Genomic DNA, 25,356 nt, shown 5'->3' on the forward strand with positions numbered 1-25,356 from the left:
AAAAAATTAAGAAGGGATGTTTTGTAGTTCTAAAGTAATTGATTTTTATGTACCTACATGCGAAAGTGACTTACACGAAAGGCAGGTTTTTTTGTCAATTTATTTGATTTAAGAAAAGGGCAAAGGTGTTCTACTCCAGAAAATCCGTGAGGTTTGTGTTTGAATTCTCCAGCTCTTTTACTTTTTCGTAAACCAAATTGCTCTCAAAGCCTTTGCGTAACAAGAAATCACAGAATTTTTTGCGTTTTTTCAGCACATTTTTTTCAGGGATGGATTCCCAATTTCTCTCTGCCACAGTATGAAAAGTCGATAAATATTCCTCAGAAGTGATTTCTTTGAGTGCCAAATTGATATTGTATTGGGTGATTTTTCGAAATTTCAATTCGTTTACAATTCTGATTTTTCCCCAAAATTTGATACGGTGTTTTCCTCGGGCGAAACTGCAGGCAAAACGGCTTTCATTCAGAAAATTATCTTTGATCAGATGTACTAAAATGGTGTCAATTTCATCAGAATCCATTTTCATGCTTCGCAATTTCTGTACGACTTCTTCGTGACAGCGTTCTTGATAGGCGCAGTAATGCTCTATTTTATGGATGGCTTCTTTTACTGAAAAAACTGGATTCATTTTTTTTGGTTTTACAACAGAATTATCGAGCTTAAAGTTAATTTATGGTTTAGATAATTTAATTTCAAAAATAAACCTTTAAATCGAGATTGCCCCAAAGGGTAAATAGGAATTTAATTTTTGTTGAATTTATCGAAAAAACAGATTATCATTTTATTGGTAATAAACCTTATTTTAAAGGGATTTAGTCCTAAAAAAATGATTTTTTAAAAGGTCAAAAACTAGAAGTTTTAAACTCCTAAAATATGTATTTCAACCGATTATTAAGTACTTGGTCGATTAAATTGTAGGTTATTTAAAAACCGAAACTAACTTGCAAGTGTAGCTATATTTTTGGTTTTTTTAAATAAAAAATGCCGTCAAATGTACTGTTAAGACAAATAAAATAATAATACAATATGAATAAAAAAATACTATTACTAAATACAAGATTTCTTCTTTTTGCTTTTTTTATGTTTTTGTCCTCTTTGTCAAATGGTCAAACTACACAAACCTTTAATTCTTTAGGAACTTTTACAGTGCCAGCTGGAGTTACCTCCATTAATGTACAAGCTTGGGGTGGTGGTGGCTCTAGCGGCATTAATAATAGAGCTTCTGGAGGCGGAGGCGGAGGTGCTTTTGCTAGCGGGACGATAACTGTAACACCTGGGCAAACATTAATAGTAACCGTTGGGTCTGGAGGAGTTTTTAGTATTAATGATTCTGCTACAGATGATGGAGGAGCTTCGTCGGTAGGGGTAATTGTTGCTAATGGAGGGACAAGAGGAGCGGTTGGTGGACGTAATGGTGGTGAAGGAGGAGCGGCATCTGCAAACCCTGGAGGTGTGACTGGTTTTGTTTCTTTTTCAGGCGGTAAAGGCGGAAATGGTTCAAGTGTGAGTAACGGCGGCGGTGGCGGTGGTGGCGCCTCAGCTTCTGCTACAGCAGCTGGTGGAGATGGTGTCAATGGCGTAAATAATGGCACAGGAGGCATAGGAGGTGTTTCGCCAGGTACAGGAGGAGGAAATGGAGGTAGAGGGGCTGATAATGATGGTGCACCAAACAGTCAAAGCGGTTCTAACCCGGGTGGTGGAGGAGGTGGTAACGCTGATGATGCAGGAAACAATACAAATGGAGGTTCAGGAAGGGTAATTTTAAGTTGGACAGCTTGTGCTGCCCCATTAGTGCCAACGAACACAAGATCAGATAATGTTAATTGGTGTACTTCTACTATTAGATGGGATGGTTCAGCTTCAACATTTTTTTTAGATGTAGCGACTAGTGATACATTTTCAGCAGGTACAATACTTTCTAGCTATAATAATCTAAATGTAGGGAATGGAAATAGTCTGGTTTTATCAGGTTTGTCTCCAAATACAACATATCATTTTAGAGTTAGAGCTTCTAATAGTTGTGGTGTAAGTACTGATTCAAATGCACACAGTTTTACAACAAGGACTATTGCGGCACCTACAGCTAATTCAGGGTATGTAAGTTGTAATGATTGGGTAGCGCAATGGAATGGTGTTTATAACACAAGCGGACAAGAAGCAGATGGATACTTTTTAGATGTAGCTATAGATAATACTTTTACAAATTATGTTACTGGTTATCAAAATCGACCAGTAGGTAAAACACTTTCTCATACCATAACTGGACTAGCCCCAGGGGGTCTTTACTATTATAGAGTGAGAGCTAATACAACTTGTGGGACCGGAGGAAACTCAAATGTAATTAGTTTCATTCTTACAGGTAATGGTTCGTCAACTCCTGGCACAATTGGAGGTGGGACAGCGTCAATTTGTTCAGGATCAAATACTACATTTACCATCAGTGGTAGTAATCCTTCTACAGGGGGGCAATGGTCAATCTTTAATCAAACAGGTAGTGCTACAATAACACAAGCGGGATTAGTAACAGGAGTTAGTGCTGGTACAGTTAGGGTTATTTTTACTACTCAAAATGGAGTTTGTAGAACATCAACAAGTAGTAATTTAACAATTACCGCAGGCGCTACAGTAAGTGCAGCATCATCAACACCAACAATTTGTGCTAATTTAGCTTTAACTCCAATAACACATACTACAATTGGATTTAGTGGAATATCTAATGGTGGAGTTTCAGGAGCAAATGGTTTACCAGCAGGAGTTAGTGCGGTTTTTGCTTCAAACACAATAACAATTAGTGGTACACCTACAGCAATAGGTACATTTAATTATAGTATTCCATTAACAGGAGGTAGTTGTGGTTCAGCTAATGCCACTGGTACAATAATTGTTACCCCTCAGCCAACAGCTGCCAATGCAGGTCCAGACCAGTCATTGGCAAATGCGACATCTTTTACTTTAGCAGCCAATATCCCAACTGTAGGTACTGGAGTATGGACAATCGTGAGTGGACCTAGCACAGCGTCAAGTCAGTTTGGTAATACGACCATTCCAGGGACTACATTTACTCCTGCAACTCCAGGAACTTATGTATTGAATTGGGCAATAAGCAATAGCTGTGGTTCTTCTTCAGATCAGGTGGTTATTGCTAATAATTGCGTAACTAATTTAATTAGTAATGGTAATTTTAGTGCGGGTACTGCAGGATGGACAACTTCAACCACTCAAGGATTTACTGTTGAAGTAAATCCTGAAAACACCTATTTTAGTAACAATAATACAGGTCCTACTGCCGAATTAGATAGTCAAGCCTCGTTAAGACAAGTGCTAACTTTAATACCTGGTGTTTCTTATACTGTCAGTTTTCTTTACGCCCGTAGATTAAATTCTAGTACGCCTACAACTACCGGAGTGACAGTAAAAGTTACTGGCGGGACTTCGGATATTGTCTCAACAGGTTTTACTTCAACGAATTCTACTGCTCAAATAGCTACTTTCACTTTCACGGCGACTAGTGCTTCTATTGGGCTTGAATTCTATAATACTTTAAGCGGAAGTAGTACTTACGGTACAATAATAGATGATATTGTTTTGTTGCCTGCTTCTCAAGTCGCTCCAACTGCTGTAACGAATCCGAGGGGGAATTTTAATACATCATCTTCATGCGCAGGAGTTTCAGTAGCATTAGATGTGGTAAATGTTCCTTCATCAGGTGTTAGCTATTCTTGGACAGGAACTGCAGGTGCAGTGTTCTCAGCTACCAACATAAGGAACCCTACCGTAACCTTTACAGGTTCAGGCCTTCAACAAGCAACAGTAACAGTAACTCCAGCAGGAGGTTGTTCGGTTACTTCTACAACCTATGTAAATGTAGCTGCTGCACCAGTTATAACTGCACCGTTAGCTACTGCTGTTTGTAGTGGAAGTACGTTTTCAAGTGGTGCTATTACGTCAACAGGAACTGATTATAATTGGAGTCGTGCCGCAGTTGCTAATATTAATGGTGGTGCCGCAAATACAGGCGGAACAAATATTGCTATAGGTACGGGTTTTTCCGAAGTACTGACGAACTCAACTACTTCTCCTATTAATGTAACCTATGTTTTAACACCCAGGTCTTCCTCGTCCACTTGTACAGGCATACCTTATAATTTAGTTATTACTGTTAATCCTAGTACAGGTGTTCCAGCCTTGGGAGCAATCACACAACCTAATTGTGTTGTTCCTACAGGGAGCATAGCTTTAAGTGGTTTGCCTACAGGAGATTGGACAATAACACGTAGTGGAACTTCAGCTGCTACTATAAACGGGACAGGTAGTGCTACTACAATATCAAGTTTAGCAGCGGGAACCTACTTTTTCTCCGTTTTTAATGGCACTTGTACGTCAGCATTGAGTCAAGCCGTTGTAATTGATCCTGTAGTAACAACTACCTTTAATGGTACAAATTGGTCTTCTCCACCTACGATTTTAAAACTTGGTGTAATTACCTCTTCATCAACTGCTCCAGTATCCATATCCGCTAACACTGAATTATGCAATTGTACGGTGAGTGCCAACACCAATGTAGTTGTCAATACAGGGATTTCACTTAAACTTCAAGACAGACTTACCGTAAATGGTTCCTTAACCTTTCGAGACGATGCCAGTTTAGTTCAAGTAAATGATGTTGCTAATTCAGGAAACATTATCTATGAACGTGAAACTACACCAATTAAAAGGTTTGATTATACTTATTGGTCATCTCCAGTTTTGAACCAGAAATTGATAGATGTTTCCTCAGAAACGGACTATGATAAGTTTTATTCATTTGATGCAACAATTGATAATTGGAAAACAGAGGACCCTGAAGGGTTTATGCAAAGAGGAATTGGGTATATTATAAGAGCGCCAGAGGGAACCAATGCTCCACCATCTCCTTTAAGTCCTTATCTAGCTACTTTTATAGGTGTACCGTTTAATGGTGCGTTTACAATTCCTAGAATTATTCAGGACAGATCTTATCTTTTAGGAAATCCATACCCATCAGCTTTAGACGCAGATAAGTTTTTACTTGCGAATAGTTCCGTGTTAGATGGTACGCTATATTTTTGGACACATACTACCAATATTGGAATAGGAGTTAGTAATCCTGGATCCGGTGTTTATGCATATTCATCAGATGATTATGCTACTTATAATCTTACGGGTGGAGTTGGGACTGCTGGTAACTTTATTGGTACTGTAGAACAAACTATAAATAGGCCTACAGGAAAAATTGCAGCCGGTCAAGCTTTTTTTACGAGTAGTCAAGTTAGTGTTCCAATCAACAGCAACATTGTGTTTAATAATACTATGAGGCTTGACGTAAACGATGCTATTATGGATAATTCACAGTTTTTCAAAGTAAATAATTCAACAAAAAAGACAAACATAATAGAGAAACATCGCGTGTGGTTAAACCTTACTAATAAGCAAGGTGCGTTCAAGCAAATGTTAGTGGGCTATCTTACGGGCGCTACTAACGGATACGATTCGTTTTTTGACGGGCCAAGCTATAACGGTAACGAGTTTATTGATTTCTATAGTATTAGTGACTCTGAATTTTTGGCGATACAGGGAAGAGCGTTACCATTTGATGAAAATGATAGTGTTACATTAGGATACAGTTCTGCGATAGAAGGTGATTTCTCAATTAGTATTGATGAGGTGGACGGATTGTTAGTTGGTCAAAATATTTATTTAGAAGATAAATTTAATAATAGCATTCACAATTTGACAAAGGAGGCTTACACTTTTGAAACTTCAAAAGGAACTTTTGACGATCGTTTTGTATTGCGTTATACAGATAAAACTTTAGGGACTGGAGATTTTGATACTATTAATATGCAGGTTTTAGTATCGGTGAAGAACAAGCAGATTAAGATTAATTCATCAGTAGAATCTATCGATAAGGTTTTGATTTTTGATATACTAGGTAAACAAATATTTAGTAAGATAAACGTTGGTGCTACTGAATTAGTAATTCCTAATTTAGGTTTTAGTGAACAGGTTTTGATTATTAAAACACTGTTACAAAACGGTCAAACGGTAACTACAAAATTGATTTATTAAAATTGTATAATTGATATAGATCTCAAGCCCATTTTGTTAAATCAAAATGGGCTTTTTTTGTTAATTTCTTTTAATATTCGTCATCTGTATAGTTTTGTGTGTTTTCTATTTAAAAAAAGATGTATTTCAACGAATATAATTGCTTTTTAACGTATTAATTTTGTTTCCATAATAATTTTATGTGTTTTTGTGAGAATCCCCCGTTGTTAAATACCATATTGTACAGCAGGTTTTAATTTAAATTCCAAAACAACTTATGATTAAGAGATTATTGCCTCATTTTTCTTTTTTTTTGATAATAAATCTAATTTCTTTCCAAAATAAAAATCTCTTAAATAATATTTTTCATAGGCATAGTTTAATCCATACTTCACAATCATTAAGTCCTTTATTTTCAGCAACAATCGCCAGGATCAACACTTGGAAACTAGCGTTTGTCTCTATTTTATTTTTTACAGTTTCATTTGTTAATGCTGCTACTAGAACGAGTACCGCCGCAGGAGGAACATGGGCAACAGGTTCTACTTGGGTTGGAGGCGTTGCGCCAGTAGCTGGAGATGATGTTATTATTGCCACAACCGGAACAAATACAGTTACAGTAGGAACAAGTACAAGTATTGTCAATGTTACCATTAATGCAGGGGCAACTTTAAATATTGCCAATCGAACACTTACGACCACCGGATTTTTTGTGAACAACGGAAGATTGACAGGAACAACGGGAATTGTTGCGCTTACGGGTGATTTCACAAATTCAGGTAATTTTACATTGACCACTGGTCGCTTAACGATTGCATCTGGAAATTTCAATAATTCTGGAAATTTTACACTGAGTGGCGCGGGAAGATTGTTATTGGGAGGGAATTATAGCACTTCTGGGTCAGTTACGTTAAGCTCCGCTTTAGTTCAATTTACGGGTACTGCAAACCAAACCATACAAGGATTTACAACAACAGGAACAGTCAGTATGCTTAAAACGGGTGGTGTAGCCACATTTACAGGAAATGTAAATGGAGCCGGATTAACAATTGATGGATCAGGAGGAACATTACATCTTGGAGCCGGATTAAAGCATACTTTTTCAGGAACTTGGACAAGATCCGCAGGTACTGGAATATTGAATTGCGGTTCGAGTCTTTTAAAAATTGGTGCTAGTATTTCAGGTTCGGGAGGGACATTTATCCCAGGAACAGGAACCGTAGATTATTATAGATTAGGTAATCAAAACGGTGCAGCTGTTGTGTATAACAATTTAATACTATCAGGAACAGGCAGAAAAACATTTGCAACAACACCAACTGTAAATGGAAAGCTTACACTAGCAGGAACAGCAACTGTGTTAGTATCGACCGGAGTTGTTACTTACGGTCCCAGTGCAACATTAGAGTATAACACTACAAATGCTAGAACAGTATCTTCGGAGGAATGGATAATTCCATTCGCAGCTTCTGGAGGTATTGTGATTAATACAACCCAAAACGTAACCCTAAATTCGGCTAAAGCGTTTAATAATTCAGTTCCGTTAACCTTAAACAGTGGCGGAAAGTTACTTTTATCTACTTTTTTGTTAACTTTAAATGGAGACCTTATTAATAATGGCGGTAGTGTAACTGGAACCACAGGCGGCGTTACAATTGCTGGGACAGTTCCTCAAAATATTGGAGCTTTCTCCACAACAGGAATAATATCTATGGTAAAGACTGCAGGAACAGCAACTTTTACAGGTCCTGTCAGCGGAGGTGCATTAACAATTAATGGAACTGGCGGAACTTTAAATCTAGGTTCAGGATTTGTACATACTTTATCGGGTATTGTAACCTTATCAAACGGAATATTGAATGGTGGTTCAAGCAGGCTTAATGTAAATGCGACAAGTGCCACAGCTTGGAATGGTACAGGTACAAATTTTTTAGCAGGAACGGGAACTGTAAATTTTGGTGGAGCTGCACAGACATTAGCAACAGCATCAATATTTAATAATCTGATATTTTCAAATTCCGGGATAAAAACCCTCAATGGTATTCCTACAATCAATGGTATTCTTTCTATGGAAGGGACAGCAACGGTTTCAGCAGTTCCAAATTATAGTTCTGCAGCTACGCTTCAATACAATAGAAGTGTATCTCAGGTTACAGGCTTAGAGTGGAGAACTCCATTTACAGGAACTGGTGGAGTTACCGTTATAAATACGGGAATAATCACGGTAAACGGGATTAAAACTTTTGGAGCTTCTTCGTCTCTTACGATTGCTGGTGGAGCAACATTGGATAATGGAGGTTTTGCAATTTCTGGAGGGTTAACGCTAAATGTTAATAATGGTGGTTTATTAAAGGTTACTGCAACAAGCACATTGCCTTCGTTTACCAATACTAATTTGACAGCTCTAAGTACAGTTGAATATAGTGGAAATATTCAAACTGTTGCTCCAAGAACCTATGGGAACTTAATCCTTAGTGGTACTGGGAATAAAACGTTCCCCGCAGCTACAACTATAGTGGGAGATTTAAAAATTAGCGGATCAGCTGTTGCACTACTTTCAAGTGGATTTTCTTCTTCGCAATCTTTGACTTTTGGTATAGCATTGCAAAGCACAGGATCTTGGGGAGGTACTACATCTGCAGCAACAAACATTGATGGTATAAGGTTTGGCTCTACTACAAATGGTATTCTGAACGTGAATGTTTCTTGTGTAGAAGGTACGTGGATAGGCAGTATAAGTTCTAGTTGGAATACTCCTGGAAATTGGTGTGGTGGAATACTACCATCGGGAACTACCGATGTTATAATTACATCAGCATCAACCAATCAACCAGCATTGGGCACAAATGGGAATGTTCGAAATTTAACTATTTCTAATGGTGCGATTTTATCCATTTCAGGCACTAATACATTAAATGTTAGTGGTAACTGGGATAATGATGGAACATTTATTCCAAATAGCAGTACTGTGAATTTTAATGGAACTTTACCTCAAATAATTGAAGGGACAATAACTTCAACTTTTCATAATCTTACAAACTCAAACGTTCTTTCTCCTATTACAGCCGCAATAGGAGTTACAGTAAATAATATACTAAACATAAGCAATCCGTCATCTGTGCTTGATATGTCAACTTTTGTATTGACTGGAGGAGGGATTTTTTCAAATTCGGGTAGTGGGCAAATTCTAACAGCTAATAGCTCTGCAACTCCAATTCCTGTAGGTAAAGCTTGGACCTGCTCAGTTATTTATGATAATGCAGTGGGAGGTCAAACTATTGTTGGTGGTACTTATAACGGAACACCTTCTTTAGAATTGAAAAATAGTTCCGGCACACAAAATGCATCAGGGAATATTGTTACCGGTAATAAATTAAATATTGAGGCTGCGGGAACAACGGTATTCAATATGAATGGATTTAATTTAACGGCCACTATTTTAAATATTGCCGCAGCTGATGCTGTACTGGATATGAAAAATGGTAATTTATTATATACCATTATTGACGCTATGGATGGGAAAATACGTTTTTCAGGCGCTTCAAATGGATTGTCATTCCCTTCAGGCACTGTAGATTATTACGGAGTAGGACAAACAGTAGCGAGCGGAAATTATTATAATCTGCTATTTTCAGGTCTCGGAGGCAGTTATAGTATTGCTAATGATATTGATGTCGCTAACACATTTACCATTACTAATGGAGATGTAACTGTTGATGATTCTGTTTCTTTAAACCTTGATAGTGCAATAACGTTGCTTTCTCCTGGCACACTGACTTTAGAAAATAATTCAAGTTTAGTCCAAACTACTTTTACAGGAAACAATGTTGGCAACGTTACAGTAAGAAGAAATACAACTCCAATTGTTTTAGATGATTTTACCTATTGGTCATCGCCAACAAATGGAACTCAAACATTACGTGATTTTTCACCTAATACTCAGAACGATAAGTATTTTGAGTACAATAATGATTGGGCTAATGTGAATGCAGCTACAACTGTTTTTGCACCCGGAATAGGATATGCTATCCGGGCAGAAGGGACATTGATTCCACCTGGTATGCCTGCGGTCGATGATTCTTTAAAGTTTATTGGAGTACCTAATAATGGTACAATTGATATTCCGGTTACGGTCAGAACAGCAGATGATTTGGGCGAGCGATTGTTGGGGAATCCATATCCTTCTGCTATAGATGCAGATGCTTTTATCAATGCCAATCTTGTGGGAACGGGCACAATCAACCAGACCATTACCGGGACTTTATATTTCTGGACACATAATCATACTTTGGTAGGGAATGATTATTTAGCTTCTGATTATGCTACTTATAATTTATTCGGAGCTGTTGGAGTAGATTCAGGAACCGGGAACATAACTGATCCAACTCAATACATCTCATCAGGCCAAGGATTTTTTGTGGAGAATGATTTTGCTGGTAACGTTACTTTTGACAACAGCATGCGAGTTATTTCAAACAATACTAATTTCTACAGACAGAAGAAGACTAAAAATACTGAAGAAGAAAAGCACAGGATTTGGCTGAAATTACAAAAAGGAACAAGTGATTTGACGGGAACATTAGTTGGTTATGGCTCTAATTCTACGAATGATTTTGACCCCGGATATGACAGTTATGTGTATGATGAGGCCCAAGCGTTTTCTTTGTATAGCTTTATTGGAACTTCTAAAATGGCGATTCAAAGTAAAGCGATGCCGTTTGTGGATACTGACGTAATTCCTTTTGGGTACAGTATAAATGTTGCCGGAGATGCGACAATAAGCATCGATAAATTGGATGGTATATTTTCAGACAATCAAAATATTTATTTAGAAGATAAAGTATTAAATGTAGTTCACAATTTAAAAGAAGATCCGTACATCTTTAGTTCAGAAAAAGGAACTTTCAATGAGCGTTTTGAATTGCGTTTTACAGATAAAACTTTGGCGTCAGCTGATTTTGAATTAAATGACAGCAGTGTTCTGATTGCTAAAGATAAAAGCGAATTAAAGATAAAATCACAAACTGAAATTATTTCTCAAATTGCCGTTTTTGATTTACTAGGAAGAAAAGTGTTTGAAAAAACCGCAATAAATTCTAATGAATTCCAAACTTCTGGCATAAAACTAACTAATCAAGTTGTTTTAGTAAAAGTGACTTTAGCAAATGGAAAGTTAATTTCTAAAAAAGTCATGTACTAGAAACGGCTAAACGATTTCACATTATATTTTAAGTCCCATTCTGCTTGTTCAGAATGGGATTTTTTTTGTCTTTTAAGTTCAAATAACACTGTTTTAAATTAATTTTTATTAGTCTAAATATCACTAAATGTGGGTATTGCGATAGCGAAAGATTGTATTTAAATTTATAAAGTTATTGTTGCTATTTCTTTATCAAAAGAGTTTCAATAAAAACGGAAATAATTTAAAACAATCATTATGAAAAGTAATTCTTTGTTACCAATATGAATTTTCGAGCGATTTTCGCAAACGCCAGCAATTCAATTTTAGATTTAAAAATAAGTCACTTCACTATTTTTTTCATATTTCTTTTTATCAATGTAGCTTTTTCGCAACAAGGTAAGTCAGATGTAACATTCAACACTTATGATGATGGTTTGTTAGGCGATGGTTTCGATGGTACTGTCAGAACCGTTTCTGTGCAAACGGATGGGAAACTAATTGTTGGAGGCGAGTTTTCAAATTTTAATGGTGCTGCAACTCCGTTCTTATGCAGATTGTTATCAGATGGCTCCAAAGATCTTTCGTTCAATTTAGGTTCCGGAATCAATGGCAAAGTTTATTGTTCCTTAATACAGCCTGATGGTAAGATTATTTTAGGTGGTTCTTTTACAAGTTTTAACGGTGTAAATGCAGTTCGTCTAGTTCGGATTAATAGTGATGGTTCGATAGATACTACATTCAATACTACAAGCGGAGCGAGTTCAGGGATAATTTACTCCATTTCATTACAAACAGATGGAAACCTAATTGTTGGCGGTAGTTTTACAAAGTATAATGACGTTAATGCTAATCGGGTAGCCCGGATTTTGCCCAACGGAAATTTAGATCTAACATTTGCAATAGGCAGTGGTGCAGGTTCACTTGTTGAGGAAGTTCACATTCAGCAAGACGGGAAGATTATTTTGGGAGGTTCATTTACTTCCTTCAATGGAACTGCTTGCGGCAGAATTATTCGATTGAATATTAATGGGACTGTCGACGCTACTTTTGTTCAAGGAACGGGTTTTGATGATAATATATCAGCCCTTACGACACAAGCTGATGGTAAGATTTTAGCGGGTGGTTCTTTTTTAAAATTCAATGATGTAGCTGCCAGTAGAATAATTCGGTTGAATTTTGATGGAAGTATCGACAACTCCTTTATTTCCGGAACTGGTTTTAGTAATGGTGCAGTTGAAATTATTAAAATAAGCGCTGCTGGCGCTATAATGATTGGTGGCTCATTTACGGGAACTTATAATGGGACTGATGTTAATAGGGTGGTTCTTTTAGATAGTTCCGGATACATCAATTCTGGATTCGATATTGGATCGGGGCCATCAACTGGGACAGTGAATGCCCTTGCAGAGGATTTGGCAAACTCGTGGTACATTGGCGGTTCATTTACGGTTTTCGATTCCCAGACTCAAGGCCGACTGGCTAGAATTGGCGGTGCTGGAACTTTAGATTTTGGATATCTTACCGCCGGAGTTGGTTTTGATAATTCGGTTTTAAAAGTAATTGCCTTATCCGACAATAAAACGATGGCTTTTGGAAATTTCACAAAATTTAACGGAACAATTTGCAACAGAGTTACACGGTTGTCTGAAGACGGAGTACTTGATTCTTCTTTTAATAACGCAGCTACCGGAGCTAATAGTTCAATAAAAACCGCTATTTTACAGCCTGATGGCAAAGTTGTTATTGCTGGTGTTTTTACAAATTACAATGGTGTCTTAAGGAATAGAATCGCCAGAATTCAAGCGAATGGAGAAATTGATGCAGCTTTTACCATTGGAACAGGCTTCAATAATCAGGTATATTCTTTGGCGTTACAGCCAGATGGTAAAATAATTGTTTCGGGGAATTTCACAAGCTACAATGGAGTATTGATGAACAGAATCGTTCGATTATTACCTGATGGGGCTTTGGATTCTAGTTTTACTATTGGTTCCGGAGCCGATGCTATCGTAGACTGTATTTTGTTGCAACCAGACGGAAAGATTGTTTTGGGTGGCCAGTTTTCTCTTTTTAATGGAATATCATATAATCGAATGGTGCGTTTGAATCCCAATGGAAGTATAGATTCAGGTTTTTCAATTGGAGTTGGTTTTGATAAAAATGTGTATTCAATCGCATTCCAATCGGACAATAAACTCATTGTTGGCGGGTCATTTACAAGTTATAAAGGCGTTTCTGCAAAAAGATTGTTGAGATTGAACATCGATGGGACTTTAGACACCACTTTTTCAACGGGATTGGGTTTTAGTAATGGTGAAATTAGAACTATTTTAGTCCAGCCTGATGATCGATTATTGATTGGGGGAACATTCTCTGGAACTTACAACGGAACAGTTGTGAAGCGAATGGTACGGCTACTGGCTACTGGAGTTTATGATGGTACGTTTTCGGTGAATTTAAATAATGCGCTTTTCAGTATTTGTTTTACACCAAATTATAAAGTGATTATTGGAGGAAATTTTAATTCTGTTTCTGGTGTGACAAAACACCGTGTGGCTCGAATTAAGCTTTGTACAAACAGCTCTAATTGGAATGGAGTTTCTTGGAGTAATGGAGCTCCGTCCGCTGAAAAGTCACTTTTTTTCAACGAAAATTATTCGGCATTTACAACTGTAAATTCCTGTTCCTGTACAATCAGTTCGGGAAAAACAGTTACAATTCCAGAAGGAAATACTTTAGGTTTGGTTTTCGATTATTCTGGTTCGGGTACATTAATTTTAGAAAATAATGCTGCATTGTATCAATCCGAAGATCAGGTCACTAATTCAGGAGCTATTCAACTAAAAAGAAAAACAACACCTATTCTCTTTACAGATTATACCTATTGGTCATCACCAGTATCAAGTCAAAAATTAATTGATGTTTCTCCTGATACGCCATCGGATAAGTTTTATTCCTTTGATGCTTTTAGAGATTCTTGGGCAAATGAGATTGCGACAAATGTAATGTCAGTGGGTAAAGGTTATATTATTCGAGGGCCAAAAAATTTTTCAGAAACTGTAGCGGCACGGCACGAAGCTGTTTTTATTGGGGTTCCAAATAACGGCGAGGTATCGGTTCCTATTAGTGTTACTGACACATCAAATCTTATTGGGAATCCTTATCCTTCAGCCATAAATGCAGATTTGTTCATAACTAGGAATAAAGATATTATGGATGGGACTATCTATCTTTGGACACATAATACTGCGATTACGAAAAATGTTTATACTTCTGATGATTATGCGGTTTATAATTTATTGGGTGGAGTTGGTACGAGTGCTGCCATAAATTCAGGAATTAATAATGCTAAACCAGACGGAAAAATAGCTTCGGGACAATCTTTTTTTGTTACCAGCATTAATGGTGGCGGTACAGTTGTTTTTCAAAATAATATGCGTGTGATTGGTCAAAATGCTAATTTTTTTAAATCAAGTTCGCCTAAAAAATCGAAATCTGATGAGGTTGAAAAACATCGTATTTGGTTGAATTTGACTAATAGCGAAGGTGCTTTTAAGCAAATTTTGATAGGATATGCAACTGGCGCCACTAATGATTTTGACAGTTCTTTTGATGGTGAAAGTTTTGATGGAAATCAATTTTTAGATTTTTACAGCATCAATCAGGATATGAATTTAGTCATTCAAGGACGAGCATTGCCACTTGAAGAAACCGATGAAATTAAATTAGGTTTCAGCAGTAGTGTAGCTGGAAGTTATATGATAAAAATTGATGAAAGAGATGGTGAGTTAGTCAATAAAAATGTTTTTATTGAGGATAAATTAACCAATAGTATTGTTGATATAACAAACGAAAGCTATGCTTTTAATACTGTCATTGGAACATTTGATGATCGTTTTGTGTTGCGGTACGCGGATAAAACCTTGAATACGGATGAATTTTCAAATAATAAAGAATCCGTTTTTGTATCGAGTAAAAATGAACAATTACAAATAAATTCAACTAATGAATTCATTGATGAGGTTGCTATTTATAATTTGAATGGAAGAAAAATATATCAAAAGAAAGAGATAAATAACAGTGATTTATCAGTGTTGAATTTGCAAGCCGGTCACCAGGTTGTTATGGTGAAAATTGTTCTTCGGAATGGTGAGTCAGTTAGCAGGAAAATAATGCATTAAAGTAAACAGCACAAAAAAACCATCCTGTGAGACAAGATGGTTTTGAGTATTTATTCAAAACAAAGTTTATTTCTCTTTGCCGGATGCTTCAAGATTTCTCTCGATAGTATGTCCTGGTCTTGACCATTTTGGTTTTTCACCTAATGGAGCAAATTGAGAATCTTCCGCTTCAACAGTTTGCGGCTGCGAAACTTTTGTAAATGGTTTTTGTGGATTTAAACCTAACATTTCAAACATTTTCATGTCTTCGTTTACATCAGGATTTGGAGTAGTCAATAACTTATCTCCCGCAAAAATGGAATTGGCTCCAGCAAAAAAGCACATGGCTTGACCTTCGCGGCTCATGTTCATTCTTCCTGCAGAAAGACGAACTTGGGTTTCCGGCATGATGATTCTGGTTGTTGCCACCATTCGAATCATTTCCCAGATTTCAACTGGTTTTTCTTCTTCCATTGGAGTTCCTTCAACAGCTACCAAGGCATTTATTGGTACTGATTCTGGTTGAGGATTTAATGTAGAAAGTGCAACAAGCATTCCAGCTCGGTCTTCGATACTTTCTCCCATTCCGATAATTCCTCCGCTACAAACAGTAACATTTGTTTTACGAACATTTTCAATAGTTTGCAAACGATCTTCAAATCCACGAGTCGAGATTACTTCTTTGTAATATTCTTCAGAGGTGTCTAAATTGTGGTTATATGCATACAAACCTGCTTCTGCCAACCGATGCGCTTGGTTTTCCGTGATCATACCAAGGGTACAGCACACTTCCATATCGAGCTTGTTAATGGTACGAACCATTTCCAGAACTTGGTCAAATTCAGGGCCGTCTTTAACATTTCTCCAGGCTGCTCCCATACAAACACGGGATGATCCGCTTGATTTTGCTCGCAAAGCTTGGGCTTTCACTTGACTAACTGACATTAAATCATTGCCTTCAATTTCAGTATGATACCTTGCAGCTTGTGGACAATAGCCACAATCCTCGGGACATCCACCTGTTTTTATAGAAAGTAAAGTAGAAACCTGAACCACATTAGGATCGTGATGTTCTCTATGAATAGAAGCTGCTTCGTAAAGCAAATCCATCATAGGTTTATTATATATTGCGATAATTTCGTCTTTGGTCCAATTGTGTTTTGTAATACTCATCGATACGATTTTTTGATACGTCAAAAGTAGTTAAATTGTTCTAAAGAACCAATGCAATAATATTGAAAAGCCTGCCACAAAACATTTTTTGAATAAGGTTAGGCTCTTGTGTGCAGGTGTTTCGGCATTTTATAAAATCTCATCAAATAATTTAGGCAAAGCTATTTATTGAATACAAGGAATAGATAATTTCAAAAATATAAAAAAACAAACGCTGTAAAACAACAATGGCTGCTGGTTTGCGACGTGGTATTAAGATATAGAAAGGCTAAAAAATTAAGATTCGGCGCCGTGCTTATCTGAAGAATAGCGGGTGTCCCAGTATAACATCAACATGAAGGTAACGATTACTGCCGAAACAATTCCTTCAAATAACAGAGAAATAGAATATGTCATTACGGATGGATCGCCACCAAATAAAAATGTTTTTGACAATGTGCCCACATAGGCATCTCCACCTTGGGCGTAGCTATAAACAATTAACCCTACAATGCTCAAGAAAATACCAGTGAGGGAAGTTAATAACGCAGAAACAGCGTTAGAAACTAATACGTTTTTGCCTTCTGCGAAGTTAGATTTTAGTGTTTTATAGGTTCCGAAAAATACAAATAGGACATTAAATAAACGTAATAAGTAAATATCCGCTAGGCCTAAAAGTTCCATTAATAGGAAATAAAAGCCAATTCCCATGAAAATAATGAATCCGTTTACTATTTCTTTTGGAAGTTTCATATAACTAGTTTTAAAAGTTAGAAAGTATATCGTTATGACAAACAGGATATTACCTTCAAATTTACAGAAAAAATAGTAATATTATATTAAAAAATCAAAATTTATTCAAGTACGCCAGCGCTGTTGTTTTGTCTTTTTCAAGTTGTTCTTTCAGCAAATTAACTGATTCGAATTTTTGTTCGGAACGAATTCTTTGTAGTATTGAAACACGGATTTCTTGATTGTATAAATCAGCATTGAAATCAAAATAATGAATTTCGATGGACTGATTTTGCCCGTCGACAGTAGGATTGAACCCAATGTTCATCATCCCAAAAACAGTTTTTTCATTGAGAATACTTTGCACAATGTAGACTCCGTTTTTTGGAATAAGCTTATAATTTTCTTCGATTTTTAAGTTTGCCGTTGGGAAATTGATGGTTCTTCCCAATTGTTTTCCTTGAATAACAGTCCCTGTCAGAAAATAATCATAACCTAAATACTCGTTGGCCAAAGTCATGTCTCCTTCCAATAACGCATTTCTAATTTTGGTTGAACTCACGGAAATGTCGTTGATTTCCTGAACAGATATTTGTTCTACTTCAAAATCATATTGTTTTCCAAAAGCGATCAGATTATCAATATTAGCCGTTCGATTTCGTCCAAATCGGTGGTCGTGGCCAATGATTATTTTCTGGATGTGAAAGCGATCTACAAGAATAGTGCTTACAAATTCTTCGGCAGTCAATCTTGAAAAAGTTTCGTCAAAAGGATGAATGACAAGATTTTCGATACCAATTTTTTCCAGCAAATCAATTTTCTCAGTGATGGTGTTGAGCAATTTTATATCAGAATGTTCCTGTAAAACCATCCGAGGATGCGGAAAAAAAGTAAGTACCAGACTTTCATATTTCTCGTTTTCCGTGTTTTTGGTCAGTTTATTCAGAATTTTTTTGTGACCAATGTGAACTCCATCAAAGGTTCCCAACGTTAGGATTGTTTTTTTTGTGGAAGTGAAATCGTTTATAGAATGAAAAATCTTCAAAGCAAGTGTTTTATAAGAGCGCAAATTTAAGGTATCTTATTTAAAAGTAGCGATATGACTAATTGAATTTCAATATAATTTTTAATTAAAATATGAAAAAAGGGATTAAAAATAGAAAAGAACTGAGTTTTCCATAATTTGATTTAAAATATTAAATAATTGAAGTAACCATTACTATAAATACTTTAATTTTGAAGCTTAAATTCATGATATTATGAAAAGAATTATACTATTTTTTATAATTATTTTTTCCAATTCTGCGGTCCATGCCCAAGATGCCTCTTTTTGGAATAGAATTGTTCAGGATAAAGTTGCAGTTTATGATAGAATCAATGTTAAACCCGTTGCTGAAAATCAGTTGTTGTTTAATTTAAACGAAGTTGCAATAAAAAAATCTTTGGAAACACTTCAAAATAAAACTTCAAAGCTGAGCAGAATTGAAATTACGATACCCAATATGAATGGTGAGTTAGAAAAATTTTGGGTTTGGGAATCTTCTAATTTTGAACCGGAATTGCAAGCACAAAATCCTGATATAAGAGCCTATAATGGTGTTGGAATTACAGATCGAAAAGCTTCTTTGTATTTCAGTTTGTCGCCAAAAGGTATTCAGACCATGATTTTGAGAGGGGAAAGTGGCTCTGAATTTATCGAACCTTATTCGAAAGACCATACTGTTTATGTTCTTTTTGATTCCAAAAGCAGAGTCCGAGGAAGTTTGCCTTTCACTTGCAAAACAGAAGATGTCGCATTGAATAAAGAACTTTTAAACAAGACAGGCAAAGTAGCTGCAAATAATAGAGTTTTCAAAACTTTAAGATTAGCGTTGTCATGTACTGGTGAGTATACAGCGTTTCATGGCGGGACTGTTGCAAATGCTTTGGCTGCGATGAATGCCACTATGACAAGGGTTAACGGAGTTTTTAATAAAGATTTAGCGGTAAAGCTGAGTATTATTGCAAATAACAATCTTATAATTTATACGGATGCCGCCACAGATCCGTATTCAGATTCCTCAGAAGGAGCATCGGGTGCCTGGAACCTAGAATTACAAGAAAATTTAAGCGCTACAATAACGGATGCCGGATACGATATTGGCCATTTGTTTGGGGCAGATGGTGGTGGTGGAAACGCCGGTTGTATAGGATGTGTGTGTATAAATCCAACGGTTGATGAGCCTTCGGCAAAAGGAAGTGCTTTTACTTCGCCAAGTGATGCCGTACCTCAAGGAGATACTTTCGATATTGATTTTGTAGCGCATGAAATCGGACATCAATTAGGTGCAAATCATACTTTTTCTTTCGAGATTGAAGATACTGGCGTAAATGTGGAACCCGGTAGCGGTTCTACTATTATGGCCTATGCAGGAATTACTTCGGGATATAATGTTCAAAATAATTCTGATGATTATTTTGCCTACGCAAGCATAAAGCAAATACAAGATAATCTATTGTCTAAGACTTGTCCAGTAAGTACGGTTCTTACTAATAGTCCTCCAACAATCAGTGCTGGCTTAGATTATACTATTCCTAAAGGAACTGCATTTGTCTTAAAAGGTTCCGGTTCTGATTTAAATGGTGATGTAGTTACTTATTGTTGGGAACAAAATGATACAGCTGTAAATACTTTAAATCCTCCGGTAAACGAAGAGGGTGATTTTAGCTTTGCGTCACCTACAAAAATCTATGGCCCTAACTTTAGATCTTTTTATCCAAGTAGTTCACCAGTTCGATACATGCCAGCTTTAAGTTCGGTTTTGGCTAATGAATTAACAACGACTTGGGAATCCGTTTCTACAGTTGAAAGAACTCTTGCTTTTACTTTAACAGGAAGGGACAATGCGGCTCTTGGAACAGCGCAAACAAATACAGATTTGATGATGGTTAACGTGAGTGGTACAGCTGGTCCATTTGAAGTAACATCACAAAATACTGAAAATTCAGGTTGGTTGCAGGGATCGACTCAAACAGTCACTTGGAACGTAAATAATTCTAATTCTCTTGCCGGTTCTACGAATGTGAATATCAAACTTTCAACTGACGGAGGATTAAATTTCACTACAGTTTTGGCTTCTAATACGCCGAATGACGGTTCACAAACAATTACTGTTCCAAATGTAACGGCTAAAGATTGCAGAATTCTAATTGAGCCAACAGCAAATATTTATTATGCAGTAAACAGTAAATCTTTTGCAATTGGGTATTCCGTTGTTTCATCTTGTAATACGTATGCTTTTGCAACACCTTTTTCTATACCGGAATCTTCAACTTATCGAACTAGAACAACGACTGTTCCAGCTACAGCTGATGTGATTTCTGATGTGAATTTTGCTATTTCTTTTACACATACTTATTTGAGTGATGTGCAAATAGAAGTAGTAAATCCGCAAGGTACTGTTGTAAAGTTATTTGAAAGAAGTTGTGGGTCTACAAGCAATAGTTTAGTATTGAATTATGATGATCTGGGAGTTTCCCTTGATTGCGCAGCGAAAACTGCCCAAACTGTAGCGCCTTTTGAATTATTATCCAGATTTAATGGGTCTAGTCCGCAAGGAAATTGGACTTTGCGTGTTCGTGATATAGATACAGGTGACTTTGGTACAATAGATTCTGCATCAATAACAATTTGTACAAAAACATACACTTTAGCAACGCCGGACTTTGAAATCAATGATTTTGTTGTGTTTCCTAATCCAAATAAAGGGAATTTTAATGTTCAATTCACTACTAAATCCGATGCAGGAGTAAAAGTTATGGTTTATGATTTATTAGGAAGAAAGCTTTTTGAAAATGACTTTAAAAATAAGTCAAATTTCAATGAAAATATCCAATTGAAAAATGTCTATCCAGGAGTTTATTTACTGACGGTGACTGATGGAGAACGAAAAGAGGTCAGAAAGATTGTGATCGAATAATCAAAATAGAATTATTAAAAAAGGGAAACGTTAGTAAAACGTTTCCCTTTTTTTTATTTTCCGTTGAAGGCGGTCATGGTGTTTTCCAATCCGGCTGTCCCAAAAGATTTTATGATTTCGGAACCTATTTCGAGTCGTTCCGGAAGTGCCGTTTTTTCAGCATCATCCCAATCACCAAGGACATAATCAACTTGTTTTCCTTTTTTGAATTCATCGCTAATGCCAAAACGGAATCGGGCGTAGTTTTGTGTATTCAGTACCAGATTGATGTTTTTAAGACCGTTGTGTCCTCCGTCACTTCCTTTTTGTCGAATGCGAATGGTTCCGAAAGACAGATTTAAATCATCTGTAATTACCAAAATATTTTCCAAAGGAATTTTCTCTTTCTCCATCCAGTATTGCACGGCTTTTCCGCTCAAATTCATGTAGGTGTTGGGTTTCAAAAGTAAAAACGTTCTTCCTTTGAATTTATATTGGGCTAATGCGCCCAGTTTTACGGTTTCGAAGTTAATTCCTTCCTTTCTGGCAAAATGATCCAGAATTTTAAATCCGATGTTGTGTCTTGTGTTTACATATTCGGCGCCAATGTTACCGAGACCAACTATTAAAAATTTATTACTCACGTTTTTTATATTGTTTTTTTGGTGTTCGTGAACCTCTAGTTTCGTACAATCTGTATTGTTCTCTGTTTTTGTTGAAGAGAATAAATTTGAAATCCATTTTATCATATTGCAAAAATAGACTTAATTAGAATATTGGACTATTAGATTTTTAGAAAATCGTTATTGAGGGCAAAATAGTTCTGAATAGCCCTGATGGAAGTGGCATCCCGCGCTTTTTGGCGTGGATATAACGGACAGCAGGACCAAAGTTATTATGAAAAGGAGTAGTGGTGCTCCTAATAATTTAAAATAGGGTAATGAGATTGCTTCGTTCCTCGCAATGACAAAATATAAAGCAAAAAAAAAGCACCAGTTTTACAACTGATGCTTTCTTGAATGATTGAAAAAATATTATTTTTTCTTTCCTTTTGCAGGGGCTTTCGCTGCTTTTGCTGCTTCTTGAGCTGCTTTCATAGCTGCACGAGAGATTCTTACTTGAGCAACAACAGTGTTGTCAGGGTGAATCAATTTGTAGTTTTCGTTCACTAATTTAGTAACGTACAATTTGTTCCCCATTTCAAGTGGAGTAATGTCAGCTTCAATAAAATCTGGAAGATTTTTTGGTAAAGCTTTTACTTTAAGTTTACGAGTGTTCAAACGTAAAACACCACCAGCAAGAACTCCTTTAGATGTTCCAACTACTTTTACAGGAACTTCCATAGTGATTTCTTTGTCATCAAATAATTGAAAGAAGTCAATGTGTAAAATCTTGTCAGATACCGGGTGAACCTGGATATCTTGTAGAATAGCGTTAAATGATTTTCCTTTTCCAAGATCGATCTCAACTGTGTGAGCGTTTGGAGTGTAAACCAAGTTTTTGAAAGCCATAACTTCTGCTGAGAAATGAACTGCCTGATTTCCTCCGTATAATACGCAAGGAACCAATCCAGCATTACGTAGGGCTTTAGTCGCAACTTTACCCACGCTTTCTCTTTCTGATCCTTTAATTGTAATCGATTTCATTGTAAAAAAATATAGTTATTAAATAATATTACTTGTTTGGGGTTACATTATGAACTTTCCACTTATGGAATTGTTATGATGTACCATGTGCATAACTTCAGCAAAAAGTGGCGCACAACTCAACACTCTTATTTTGTTTGATTCTTTCTTCAACGGAATAGAATCGGTAACTATTAATTCTAATAATTTAGAATTTTCTATTTTTTCGTAAGCCTCACCAGATAAAATGGCGTGAGTACAAATCGCTCTTACGCTCAATGCTCCTTTTTCCATCATTAAATCAGCGGCTTTCGCCAAAGTGCCTCCGGTATCAATCATGTCATCTACTAAGATTACATTTTTACCTTTTACTTCACCAATCAATTCCATGGTGTCAATAATGTTGGCCTCTTTTCTTTGTTTATAACATATAACTACGTCAGATTCTAAAAATTTAGAATAAGCGTAAGCTCTTTTAGAACCTCCCATGTCCGGAGAAGCAATTGTTAAATTGTCTAATCCTAAACTCTTTACATATGGCAAAAATATTGTCGATGCAAAAAGGTGATCAACTGGTTTTTCAAAAAATCCTTGAATTTGATCTGCGTGCAAATCCATTGTCATTACTCTTGTTGCACCAGCACTTTCTAATAATTTAGCCACTAATTTAGCTCCTATCGGAACTCTTGGCTTATCTTTTCTGTCTTGTCTTGCCCAACCAAAATAAGGAATTACTGCGGTGATGTGTCGTGCCGAAGCACGCTTTGCAGCATCAATCATCAATAATAATTCCATCAGATTATCTGCCGTTGGAAAAGTCGAACAAACGATAAAAACACGTAATCCTCTGATAGACTCTTCATAAGAAGGTTGAAATTCACCGTCGCTGTATTTTGACATGGTAATTTTCCCTAAAGGTATTCCGTATTGCTCTGCTATTTTCTCAGCAAGATATACACTTTGTGAACAAGCAAAAATTTTAGCTTCTGGTTCTAGGTGTGACATTTAATTTGTTGTTTTTATTCCGCTGCGCTCAATACAATTCGGCTTTGAATTTCTATAAAGCCTTATGTGTGTATTTGCCTCGGGTGTAGTTAGTTGTGTGTTGTGTTTTTAACGAGGTGCAAATTTATAAAATTTATTCAACTCTGAAAGGAAAAAATTAAGTATTTTTAGTTGAACATTTAATATTATTTTTTACATTTGCACCGTGTTAAAGGAATTGATGGTTGATTTAAACACAATCACATCTTTTATTGCGTTGAGATAACTGTCGTTATTTCATGTCTGCTAAGCCCGGATGGCGGAATTGGTAGACGCGCTGGTCTCAAACACCTGTGGGAAACCGTGCCGGTTCGACTCCGGCTCCGGGTACAAAAACCGCTTCGAAAGAAGCGGTTTTTTTGGTTTTATATCACAATGAATTCCTGATAATCAAAGCGCTTTTATTTTCAATTTGTTCTTTTATGCCTTTTAAAATCATCTCTGCCAATACCTTTCCCATGACTTCAAAATTTGTCGAAATCGTTGTTATACCGTTTTCGACTACTTTTTTAAGCGGGGTTTCATTATATGAAATAATGCCGTAATCACTGCCCAATTGTAGGTTTTGAATTTTTGCTTTTTCAATAACGCTTACTAAATCCCTGTCGCTCGGAATGATATAGACTTGGCCTTTATTAATTTCCCGATTCCTGAATTCCGTGATGATTTCATAATCGAAATCGAAGTCTTTGCAGAAATTCTCAAAACCTATTTTCATGCCAAGCGGTTCGCGGAATCCCGGGAAAATCATTATCAGTTTTTCGTATTTGTTCAATTTGGATTTTCCTTTTAATAAGCCGTCATAAATGTCTTTTACGAAATTTTGATACACTGCCGGAAACGATTTTAGGTCGGGGTTAGTCTGGTCTAATATGTATACTTCATTAACTGGTAGGGTTTTTATCACTGCAGCGGCTTCGGCTAAATTGGTCGGCATAATGATGTATTTGGTGTAATTGCCGTTACTGTCATTGATTAGTTTTTTGAAAACAGGCGTGTTAAAATGATGAAAGAAAATATCTACCTGAACATTTGTGCCAATGTTCTCCAGAAACGAATTATACAAGTCTTCCTTGAAAATATTCAATTCGTCAAAAAGTAAAAATATCCTTTGTTTTATGGTGACTTCAACGCTTTTTATATAATATCCTTTACCTGGAATAGCATAAATTATACCTCTTTTCTTCAATTCTTCATAGGCTTGTAAAACCGTGTCTCGGGACAAGGAGAATTCCAGGCAGACTTTGTTTACGGAGGGAAGTTTGTCCCCTTTTTGTAAATTTTCGTCTTCTATTGCCTTCTCTACAGAACTAATTATTTGTCTGTATTTAGGAACTCCAAGGTTATTTTGAATCGAAATTATTTTCATGAAGCAGTGAATTTCTTGGCAATATACAAAAACTGGTAGGTACTGGTATGTTAATGATAACAATTATTTTACTTTTGGTTTTTCACAT

12 protein-coding genes and 1 tRNA gene are annotated in these 25,356 nt (G+C 36.4%); 5 read left to right on the top strand and 8 right to left on the bottom strand.

Features of this window, described 5'->3' with window-relative positions:
• Positions 1 to 130: 130 nt before the first annotated feature.
• Positions 131 to 628 carry a regulatory protein RecX gene (locus tag IWX80_RS06410; RefSeq protein ID WP_196852660.1) on the bottom strand — a complete coding sequence of 166 codons (498 nt, stop codon included), beginning with the start codon at positions 626 to 628 and terminating at the stop codon, positions 131 to 133.
• Between the two features lie 398 nt (positions 629 to 1,026).
• Here IWX80_RS06410 and IWX80_RS06415 point away from each other — a divergent pair, with 398 nt between their 5' ends.
• The 3 genes from IWX80_RS06415 to IWX80_RS06425 all read left to right on the top strand — a co-directional run bounded on the left by IWX80_RS06415 (position 1,027) and on the right by IWX80_RS06425 (position 15,429).
• Complete coding sequence (locus IWX80_RS06415) at positions 1,027 to 6,087, top strand: glycine-rich domain-containing protein (protein WP_196852662.1); 5,061 nt, start codon at positions 1,027 to 1,029, stop codon at positions 6,085 to 6,087.
• 256 nt (positions 6,088 to 6,343) lie between these two features.
• Positions 6,344 to 11,266, top strand: a complete 4,923-nt coding sequence (locus IWX80_RS06420; RefSeq protein ID WP_196852663.1) for a T9SS sorting signal type C domain-containing protein — start codon at positions 6,344 to 6,346, stop codon at positions 11,264 to 11,266.
• A gap of 263 nt (positions 11,267 to 11,529) precedes the next feature.
• Positions 11,530 to 15,429 (top strand): T9SS sorting signal type C domain-containing protein, encoded by a 3,900-nt coding sequence (locus IWX80_RS06425; protein WP_196852665.1) that lies wholly within the window; start codon positions 11,530 to 11,532, stop codon positions 15,427 to 15,429.
• 66 nt (positions 15,430 to 15,495) lie between these two features.
• Here IWX80_RS06425 and bioB read toward each other — a convergent pair whose 3' ends face one another.
• The 3 genes from bioB to IWX80_RS06440 form a co-directional block, all read right to left on the bottom strand.
• On the bottom strand, positions 15,496 to 16,581 hold the full coding sequence (bioB, locus tag IWX80_RS06430; RefSeq protein ID WP_091172407.1) for a biotin synthase BioB: 1,086 nt from the start codon (positions 16,579 to 16,581) through the stop codon (positions 15,496 to 15,498).
• A gap of 276 nt (positions 16,582 to 16,857) precedes the next feature.
• The gene (locus IWX80_RS06435; RefSeq protein ID WP_196852667.1) at positions 16,858 to 17,313 is read right to left on the bottom strand and encodes a hypothetical protein; all 456 of its coding nucleotides are present in this window, start codon (positions 17,311 to 17,313) and stop codon (positions 16,858 to 16,860) included.
• 94 nt (positions 17,314 to 17,407) lie between these two features.
• Complete coding sequence (locus IWX80_RS06440; RefSeq protein ID WP_196852668.1) at positions 17,408 to 18,337, bottom strand: bifunctional riboflavin kinase/FAD synthetase; 930 nt, start codon at positions 18,335 to 18,337, stop codon at positions 17,408 to 17,410.
• A 214-nt stretch (positions 18,338 to 18,551) separates the two neighbouring features.
• Here IWX80_RS06440 and IWX80_RS06445 point away from each other — a divergent pair, with 214 nt between their 5' ends.
• On the top strand, positions 18,552 to 21,251 hold the full coding sequence (locus IWX80_RS06445; protein ID WP_196852670.1) for a zinc-dependent metalloprotease: 2,700 nt from the start codon (positions 18,552 to 18,554) through the stop codon (positions 21,249 to 21,251).
• A 53-nt stretch (positions 21,252 to 21,304) separates the two neighbouring features.
• On the opposite strand, the gene pth is transcribed toward IWX80_RS06445, so the two are convergent.
• From pth to IWX80_RS06460, 3 genes are all read right to left on the bottom strand, one after another.
• Positions 21,305 to 21,979, bottom strand: coding sequence for an aminoacyl-tRNA hydrolase (gene pth, locus IWX80_RS06450; protein WP_196852673.1), 675 nt, complete (start codon positions 21,977 to 21,979; stop codon positions 21,305 to 21,307).
• Positions 21,980 to 22,264: 285 nt separating this feature from the next.
• Positions 22,265 to 22,876, bottom strand: coding sequence for a 50S ribosomal protein L25/general stress protein Ctc (locus IWX80_RS06455; RefSeq protein WP_073205004.1), 612 nt, complete (start codon positions 22,874 to 22,876; stop codon positions 22,265 to 22,267).
• 42 nt (positions 22,877 to 22,918) lie between these two features.
• Positions 22,919 to 23,860, bottom strand: coding sequence for a ribose-phosphate pyrophosphokinase (locus tag IWX80_RS06460; protein WP_091172416.1), 942 nt, complete (start codon positions 23,858 to 23,860; stop codon positions 22,919 to 22,921).
• A gap of 289 nt (positions 23,861 to 24,149) precedes the next feature.
• Between IWX80_RS06460 and IWX80_RS06465 the strand changes: the two genes are divergently transcribed.
• A tRNA-Leu gene (locus tag IWX80_RS06465) sits at positions 24,150 to 24,229 on the top strand.
• A gap of 40 nt (positions 24,230 to 24,269) precedes the next feature.
• On the opposite strand, the gene IWX80_RS06470 is transcribed toward IWX80_RS06465, so the two are convergent.
• The gene (locus tag IWX80_RS06470; protein ID WP_196852674.1) at positions 24,270 to 25,268 is read right to left on the bottom strand and encodes a GntR family transcriptional regulator; all 999 of its coding nucleotides are present in this window, start codon (positions 25,266 to 25,268) and stop codon (positions 24,270 to 24,272) included.
• Between the last annotated feature and the right edge of the window lie 88 nt (positions 25,269 to 25,356).

The organism is Flavobacterium sp. CAN_S2, from assembly GCF_015752255.1.
In the GTDB taxonomy this organism is placed as follows: domain Bacteria; phylum Bacteroidota; class Bacteroidia; order Flavobacteriales; family Flavobacteriaceae; genus Flavobacterium.

Excerpts from the sequence above, each read along its gene's own strand:
- IWX80_RS06415 (WP_196852662.1), top strand. The coding sequence starts at position 1,027 with ATGAATAAAAAAATACTATTACTAAATACAAGATTTCTTCTTTTTGCT.
- IWX80_RS06470 (WP_196852674.1), bottom strand. The coding sequence starts at position 25,268 with ATGAAAATAATTTCGATTCAAAATAACCTTGGAGTTCCTAAATACAGA.
- IWX80_RS06425 (WP_196852665.1), top strand. The coding sequence starts at position 11,530 with ATGAATTTTCGAGCGATTTTCGCAAACGCCAGCAATTCAATTTTAGAT.
- pth (WP_196852673.1), bottom strand. The coding sequence starts at position 21,979 with ATGATAAAATGGATTTCAAATTTATTCTCTTCAACAAAAACAGAGAAC.
- IWX80_RS06455 (WP_073205004.1), bottom strand. The coding sequence starts at position 22,876 with ATGAAATCGATTACAATTAAAGGATCAGAAAGAGAAAGCGTGGGTAAA.
- IWX80_RS06445 (WP_196852670.1), top strand. The coding sequence starts at position 18,552 with ATGAAAAGAATTATACTATTTTTTATAATTATTTTTTCCAATTCTGCG.
- IWX80_RS06410 (WP_196852660.1), bottom strand. The coding sequence starts at position 628 with ATGAATCCAGTTTTTTCAGTAAAAGAAGCCATCCATAAAATAGAGCAT.
- IWX80_RS06420 (WP_196852663.1), top strand. The coding sequence starts at position 6,344 with ATGATTAAGAGATTATTGCCTCATTTTTCTTTTTTTTTGATAATAAAT.
- bioB (WP_091172407.1), bottom strand. The coding sequence starts at position 16,581 with ATGAGTATTACAAAACACAATTGGACCAAAGACGAAATTATCGCAATA.
- IWX80_RS06460 (WP_091172416.1), bottom strand. The coding sequence starts at position 23,860 with ATGTCACACCTAGAACCAGAAGCTAAAATTTTTGCTTGTTCACAAAGT.
- IWX80_RS06435 (WP_196852667.1), bottom strand. The coding sequence starts at position 17,313 with ATGAAACTTCCAAAAGAAATAGTAAACGGATTCATTATTTTCATGGGA.